The organism is Hymenobacter sp. CRA2 (genome assembly GCF_002007105.1).
Lineage (GTDB): Bacteria > Bacteroidota > Bacteroidia > Cytophagales > Hymenobacteraceae > Solirubrum.
In genome coordinates this window covers 182,923-189,428 of record NZ_MVBC01000013.1, presented here as the reverse complement: position 1 = coordinate 189,428, position 6,506 = coordinate 182,923, and the positions used below count along the sequence as shown (strand labels likewise).

Annotated in this window: 8 protein-coding genes and 1 tRNA gene; 1 reads left to right on the top strand and 8 read right to left on the bottom strand. The window is 60.5% G+C overall.

What is annotated here, in order from left to right; all coding sequences use genetic code 11:
- Positions 1–102 precede the first annotated feature (102 nt).
- The 3 genes from B0919_RS25405 to B0919_RS19405 all read right to left on the bottom strand — a co-directional run bounded on the left by B0919_RS25405 (position 103) and on the right by B0919_RS19405 (position 2,159).
- Positions 103–837, bottom strand: coding sequence for a hypothetical protein (locus B0919_RS25405; protein WP_176133140.1), 735 nt, complete (start codon positions 835–837; stop codon positions 103–105).
- Between the two features lie 183 nt (positions 838–1,020).
- Positions 1,021–1,656, bottom strand: a complete 636-nt coding sequence (locus B0919_RS19410) for a DUF6266 family protein (RefSeq protein WP_078013944.1) — start codon at positions 1,654–1,656, stop codon at positions 1,021–1,023.
- Positions 1,657–1,712: 56 nt separating this feature from the next.
- Positions 1,713–2,159 (bottom strand): thermonuclease family protein, encoded by a 447-nt coding sequence (locus B0919_RS19405; RefSeq protein WP_254846621.1) that lies wholly within the window; start codon positions 2,157–2,159, stop codon positions 1,713–1,715.
- A 361-nt stretch (positions 2,160–2,520) separates the two neighbouring features.
- Here B0919_RS19405 and B0919_RS19400 point away from each other — a divergent pair, with 361 nt between their 5' ends.
- Positions 2,521–2,706: a hypothetical protein gene (locus B0919_RS19400; RefSeq protein ID WP_078013943.1), complete on the top strand. Its 186-nt coding sequence runs from the start codon at positions 2,521–2,523 to the stop codon at positions 2,704–2,706.
- A gap of 2 nt (positions 2,707–2,708) precedes the next feature.
- On the opposite strand, the gene B0919_RS19395 is transcribed toward B0919_RS19400, so the two are convergent.
- From B0919_RS19395 to B0919_RS19375, 5 genes are all read right to left on the bottom strand, one after another.
- Entirely contained in the window at positions 2,709–4,001 is a 1,293-nt protein-coding gene (locus tag B0919_RS19395; RefSeq protein WP_078013942.1) for a site-specific integrase, read from the bottom strand.
- A 167-nt stretch (positions 4,002–4,168) separates the two neighbouring features.
- Positions 4,169–4,250, bottom strand: a tRNA-Leu gene (locus B0919_RS19390).
- A gap of 24 nt (positions 4,251–4,274) precedes the next feature.
- On the bottom strand, positions 4,275–4,811 hold the full coding sequence (hscB, locus tag B0919_RS19385) for a Fe-S protein assembly co-chaperone HscB (RefSeq protein WP_078013941.1): 537 nt from the start codon (positions 4,809–4,811) through the stop codon (positions 4,275–4,277).
- Between the two features lie 92 nt (positions 4,812–4,903).
- On the bottom strand, positions 4,904–5,230 hold the full coding sequence (locus tag B0919_RS19380; protein ID WP_078013940.1) for a putative quinol monooxygenase: 327 nt from the start codon (positions 5,228–5,230) through the stop codon (positions 4,904–4,906).
- A gap of 602 nt (positions 5,231–5,832) precedes the next feature.
- Positions 5,833–6,303 carry a hypothetical protein gene (locus tag B0919_RS19375; RefSeq protein ID WP_078013939.1) on the bottom strand — a complete coding sequence of 157 codons (471 nt, stop codon included), beginning with the start codon at positions 6,301–6,303 and terminating at the stop codon, positions 5,833–5,835.
- Positions 6,304–6,506 lie beyond the last annotated feature (203 nt).

The window sequence follows — 6,506 nt, the reverse complement described above, 5'->3', positions numbered from 1 at the left end:
CGCAAAAGCGCGCGGCCACTTGGGCCTGCCGGGCGCCCGGCTCGGCCAGCGCCTGCGCCACGCGCTGACGCAAATCCATCGAGTATGCTTGCATACAGCCGCTTACGTACGCGGAGCGCCAGCAGCTACATTGTCTGTGAATCTGCTATACATTTCAATGCCTTGTCCCACGGTGAATGTATGGACGAGTTGGGCCCCCGAGGCAGATGCGGCCGTCATCGTTACCACCTGCCCCGGCGTGGTCGGCGACAACGACAGGGAAATAGCGTTGTTCAGCGCCAGGTTGGAATAATGGTAGGAGCCGGGTGCATCAAATGTCAGGTCATAAGTCGTATCCGAGGCCACCGGCGAGGCCAGCTGCAAAGTGATATTGTCGTAGGGTGCCGAGTACGAATGCGTGAAGCTGGTCAGCGTGAGAGCCGGTGCAATCGGTATGCCCGAGCTAGGCCCGTTGGGCGAGTCCACCGGTACGCCAGGCGAAGCCGGCACCTCCCCAAACACGGCTTCAAGTGCCAACGCAGCCCCGCCGTTCCCATCGGGAGTCGGATTGAACAGCTGCACTTCCTCACCCGGCGCGCTTTCACCCAGCAGGGTCGTGAGCTGCCCGGCGAAGTCAGCCACCCGCACGCTGTGCGCCAGCAAGGTTTCCGTGCTGAGGTCTACCCCATACAGCTGGTTAATGCGGTCCAGCCGGTTGCGGGCATCAACGGCCCCGGCCACGGCGGCCACCAACTGCTGGGCATATTTGCGGATGCGCCAATCAAAGCGGGCCCGCAGCCGCAGCGCGTTCTTGGTGCGCTGATCGGCCTGTTTCTGATACTCTGTTTTCTTCGCCATGTCGCGAACAGTTGAAATGAAAAATCCAATCCAATAGGCCGGTAAGTAGGCCCAGGCTTCTCCTAGCTTCCTCCTAGCTTTCTACCAGGCTGCTCCTAGGTACCCAGTACCCCCACCGTCCGGCCCGAATACAAAAAAGCCGCCCCGGTCCTGAGCAGACCGGAGCGGCTTTCCCTGCCTGCGTTAGGCCACCTGAGCTGCCGAGGTAGCCGAGGCGTCGGAGCCATCGGCGCGGTAGGCGAAAGCGTAGGCCACCAGGTCGGCGGCCTGTGTGCCCGTCAGCGCGTTGTCGTCCAGCTCCACCGAGCCATCGGTACGACTCACGTCCTCATCGGCCTGCGACACCACGCGGCCGGTCTGCTTGTTCACCAGCACGATCTTCACCCGGTCCGTTTCCAGAGCCGTATTACCATTCGTGTTATCGGCGAAGCTCACCGTCACCTTGCCGGCCACCGCGTCCAGTACGGCCGATATGCCCGACAGCGGCTCCACCGAGCCACCTGACAGCACCAGCTTCAGGTAATCCACCGAGGCTACGTTCTGCGCGTCCGACTGCGTGTTGACGAAGTTTTGCTGCACGAAGCGGTTGTAGGCCGACTTGCCGCCCTGCGGCTTCAGACCCAACTGGGCCGCGCCGGCGAACTTGCGGAACAGGTCGGCCAGCAGCTTGAAGCGGCTGCGCGTGTTCTGCTGCGCGGGGGTATTGCTGCCATTGCTGGCAATTTTCTGGCGCAGCTGGTTGTTGCCGGCCCCACCCGAGAAGGTGATGTTGCCGATGCTGCCTTTGATGTTGCCCAACGGGCTGTAAATGCGTGCCATCGTTAAAAAATGTTGAAGTGAGAAAATGATTATTGCTGCTTGTTTGCGCGCATCACCTACCAGGAGCAGCGTCTCCAGCCGGCTAATTTTTCTTGCTTGTTGTAAGCCCGCCACACCGTCGGCCGAACCGGCGCGGCGGTGCCGCATTTCCACAGGCCCCGGTGCCTGGCTTGGGCCAACTGCTGAAGCGTAGCCCAGCGCGGCGCCGTCTGGCCTGGCTCGTAAGCCCAGGCCCAGCCCCGCGCCACTGCCAGGCTATCCACCCGCAGCCATTGCCGGCCCATCCGATTCGTTACCGCTACCCGCAGACCCGCCAGGCTACGCCCATACCGGTCAGCCGCGTCCCGATCTACTTGCAGCCGCCGCCCCCGCAGCAGCCGCGCCATCGAGTCGGCCGCCTGTCGGCCGAAGGGCTGGCCCAGCTCCGGCGCGTCCGCGCCCAGTAGTCTTAGCCGCACCAGCCCAGCCGGTAGTAGCACCTCGTAGGTATCCGCATCCAGCACCCGGCGTACCGCCCCATATTCTGGACCCGTACCCCGACGGGCTGCCGCAACCGCTTTTTGCGGGCCAGGTAAGTACCTACGCAACGTCGATGCTCGTACTTGACCAAGCGCCATGTGCGCGCTTATAATCCACAGCGCAGTAATGATGAGAGCCTTCATGCTCACAAATATGTAGATAATTACACAATTATGTATTTAATGACGGTATAATGTAATAATGGTGAGCTTATGCTAGGCTCTTTATATTGGTACTATGCTCTTTCAATGTTTCGCGGCAGTTTCGTTAGACTGATTAGCTACGCCGCCACACACAACAATAACAGCTGCAGAAGCAGCCAAAAGGCCCGGCGAGTACGTCCACGTGCGCGCCATCGTGGCCCGCGTCCATGCCACCAAGGCTGGTTACACCTTTCTGAATATTGACCGCTCACGCCCAAGCTGCCCGCTGGAGGTAGTCATCTGCCCCGACCTGTTGCCCAACCTCACGCGCCACCTACAAAAACGGCCCGCCAATCTGGCGGGCCGCACGGTAGAAGCCGAAGGGTAGGTTCAGGCCGCCGAAGGCTCTACGGCGCAAATCTGGCTCTCCAGAGCCCCCGCGCTTTCCATCGTTGCACCCTGACCTTCCCAGATGCGCTGCATGGTGAAGTGCTGAAAATCCTCTACGATTTTGGCGTAGATAAGCGTGGTCTTTATGTTGGCATGACCTAGCACCTTTTGCAGTACCTCCACCGGCATTCCGCGCATCAGGCTTTGCGTTGCGAAAGTGTGCCGCGCCGTGTGCATGGTCACCAGCTCCCATTTCGGCACGGCGCGCTTAAACACGCGTCCGTCTACGATTTCCACAAGCTCCACCGGCTGCTCCAGCCCCGCCAGCCGGGCAATGCGTTTCAGGTACCGGTTCATCACCGCGTTGGCCATGACTGGCATCAGCCGCGCCCGCGTTCCGTCGTAGTTGTTGAGCAGCGCCAGTGCCGGTTTGGTCAGGTAGATGCTCACGCCCGTTCGGGTCTTGGTCTGCGTCAGCCGCAGCACCTTGCCGCCTTTCCAGTCCGCGAGGTTGCCCGGGTGTAGGTCCGACAAATCGGAATAGCGCAGCCCCGTGTAGCAGCAGAATACGAAAGCATCCCGCACCAGCGCCAGGTTGCTCGGCAGCATGGCCTTGGCCACCGCCGCCAGCTCGTCGGCCGTGAGCCAACACTTTTCCACGTCCTCCCATTCCACGACCAGCTTCGACGGGTCCACCGCCAACTCCTGCGCCCGGGTTTCCCGCGCCCACGTCAGGAACGGTTTCAGGTGCTTGACCATACCGGCAATAGTATTCTGGCCGTGGCCCTTTTCCTCGCGCAGCCACCCGATCAGCGCATCGTGCGCCGCCGCGTTATACTCAGGTACCGTCATGCCGCTCGGTAGGGTAGCCACCCACTCCGCTACCGCGTTGCGCGTGGTCTTGTAGCCCTTCACCGTGTTGGCCCGAAACCCGCGCCCCGGCAGCCCGGCCCGGTGCTCGTCCAGCAACTCTACCAGGCCCGGCGCAGGCGCGCCCGCTTCCACCGACAGCGCCGCTTTTAGCTGGGCCACCGTCACGGCGCCGTGCTTCGTGCGCAGGTCGCTATACGCTGTTTCCACCCGGTCCCGTAGATCCTTCAACCGGGTGGTGGCGTTGTCAATGTCGGTAAAGGACTTGCGGAACCAGCCGGTTCGCTCGTTCCATTCCGAGGCCAGGCATTTCTCTTTGGTTGCTAGTCGCAGCCGCTGGTTTTCAAACGTAGCTACTAGGCGGATGACACAGCGCCCGGCCGAATCCGGCCGCTCAGCGCGTCTTTCAAAGCAAATGTTCATGATACAGATGGGGGCAAGTGTGGGGGCAGGAATGGGGACAGAACCTACGCCTAGAGTCGCCGGAAAACATCTGGAATCTAAAACGAGAAAGCCCCTAAAAAGCCGTGTATCTAGTTGATTCACGGCTTTTTAGGGGCTTATTCTTTACCTCGCGTCGTGCGAGGTCGTACCCAGAGCCGGGGTCGAACCGGCACACCTTGCGGTATTGGTGTTTGAGACCAACGCGTCTACCGATTCCGCCATCTGGGCAAGTCAACCGTGCGTGTCGGTAATTCACGAACGGGTGGCAAACTTAGCCAGACTTTCGCGGATGCGCAAGAGGTAGCGCCGCTTCAAGTAATAGGTGCGCGCCTGCTGCAGGGCCGCGGGGCGCTGCTCGGCGGGCAGTTTGGGGTAGCTTTCGAGGACGGGGCGGATATCGGTTTCCAGCTCATTTTCAAGCCGCTCGACTTCGACCGTGACCTGCGCTGCTACGGCCGGATCGGGCTCAAACTCCAGCTCCATCAGCTGCTCGTTGAGTTCCATTACCTCCATCAAAAAATCCGCGGGCAGCTCCTGTTTGCCTTCTTCCAGCAGGCCGTGGCGCTGCAAGATGTACTGCAGGCGCAGGTCGAAGTTGGAGAGGGTGCGGTAGGCGTTGGTATTGGTGGTCGACAGCTCCAGCACGCGTTGCTGCTCCTCGGGGGCAGCCGTGGCGTGAAAATCCGGGTGGTACTGCCGGCTCAGGGCGTAGTATTTCGTCTTGAGAGCCTTCTCGTCGGGCAAAAAGCCTTCCGGCAAGTCGTAGAAAGCAAAGTAATCGGGGTGCATAGGGGAAGCGCAGCCGCTATGGCCGCGAAAGGTGAAACAGCCTGAACGCAAAAAACTCCCGCCGGGCTGCAAAAAGAACGCCGCCGGGGCGGCTACAGCACGGAGTCGGGCGGAGGCAGCTGGGCGGTAGTGGCCGTAACAGCGTTGACGGAAAAAGCCAGCGGCGGGGCGGCAAACAGCTTTTTGGTGGCGGGCCACACTTCCCCGAACAACGCCGAACGCCGATACCGGTCGAGGTCGGCTGCTGCGTCCCAGTGGCTATGGGTGCAGAAGATGTGCGGCTGATCGTCGTCCTGCCACAGCTCCATGTGGCGGCAGCCGGGTTGCGCGCGGATGCGGTCTTCGGAAGCGCGGAACACCCGCAGAAACTCCGCCACCGCATCGGGCCGGAACGTCATGCGCACAATACGAATAATCATGGGAGAGGGGAGGAGAAGGTAAGCGGCCGCAAGTTGGCACGTCGGGGCGAAGGGAGTAGCATGCCAAGCGGCCCGCCCAACCTTACTTAGAAAATTATTGGCTTGTCCTGCGTCATCTGGGGCGGCTTGTTGAACTGCAGGAGGCCATAGCGTCTTACCGCTTCGGTGAATGCGCTGAAACAAAGCAGTAGGAAGTGAATAAGCCTTCCTGCATTTGCTGCATTCGACGTGACGCCTAACGAAGCGGTTCCTCGCGTGCAAAAAGTATCCGCGCTTAGCTCGAACCTTAGGAGCGTGTTTGGATTTTGCTAAAACTGTTTCTGGAACGTCATGCTTCGACTGCGCTCAGCATGACCTAAAACGAAAATCCCTAACACGCTCCAGGCCTCAGATGAGGTAGGAATAGAATATACTTTTCACCGCCACACTTTTTATTTTTTTCTGCGGCGAAATGTTTTTTCTAAAAAAGAGCGACTAAAGTTCCCGAAAATATTTTTTGGGAACTTTAGTCGCTCTGGTAGTCGAAAAGTTGAGTGAAGAATTTCTGGCTGCTTCAAGTAGGCCTCCAAGGGCTAGCGAGGCCCAAGAAAGGGCTTGTGCGGCTACTTTACAAAAACTTGGTCGCTGACGGCAAACACTGTATCGGCGCCTTGCGGCTCGGGCTTGTAGTCTACTTCGAAGGTGCACAGCCAGGTAAAGGAGGGCTGGTGCTGCCACCTCAGGCCCTGCACCAGCGGGCTCAGGTCCACGTAGCACGTGTCGCCGACGAGCCGGGTAGGGGCCTGCAGCTTGGGGTTGTCGCGGAAGTAAGACGTGGCTTTAACGGAGTACGGGTAGCTGCTACCAGCGGCCACGGCCCGGAAGTAGCCGTAGTTGAAAAACACCTTGCGCACGTACGGCTGGCCCGCCCGAACCGTATCGGGGTAGCCTTCGGAGCGGCGCGGGCTCATCAGTGCTACCTGCGGAGAGCTGGCTGCCGGCGCTTCGGTCGGCACCGACTCCGAAGGCGACGAGCAGCTGACCACGGCCAGGGCCCAGGCACTCAGGCCGGCAAAACGTAGGGGGAAGGTCATACGGACGAAAAATGGCCTGGCCGCGGCGGCCAACGGGCGAAACTAAGCCATTGGCGCCGACTACGCAGCCGCATAGCGCTTGCCGGCGCTTCTTAGCCCGCCCGGCTGAGCTTGGCGAAGCTTCGCTCTGGCTTCGTTGCCCCGCAGGAAATAAGGCCGTCCTGCCGAGCGCAGTCGAGACATCTCGCGTGCTGACGTTGCGC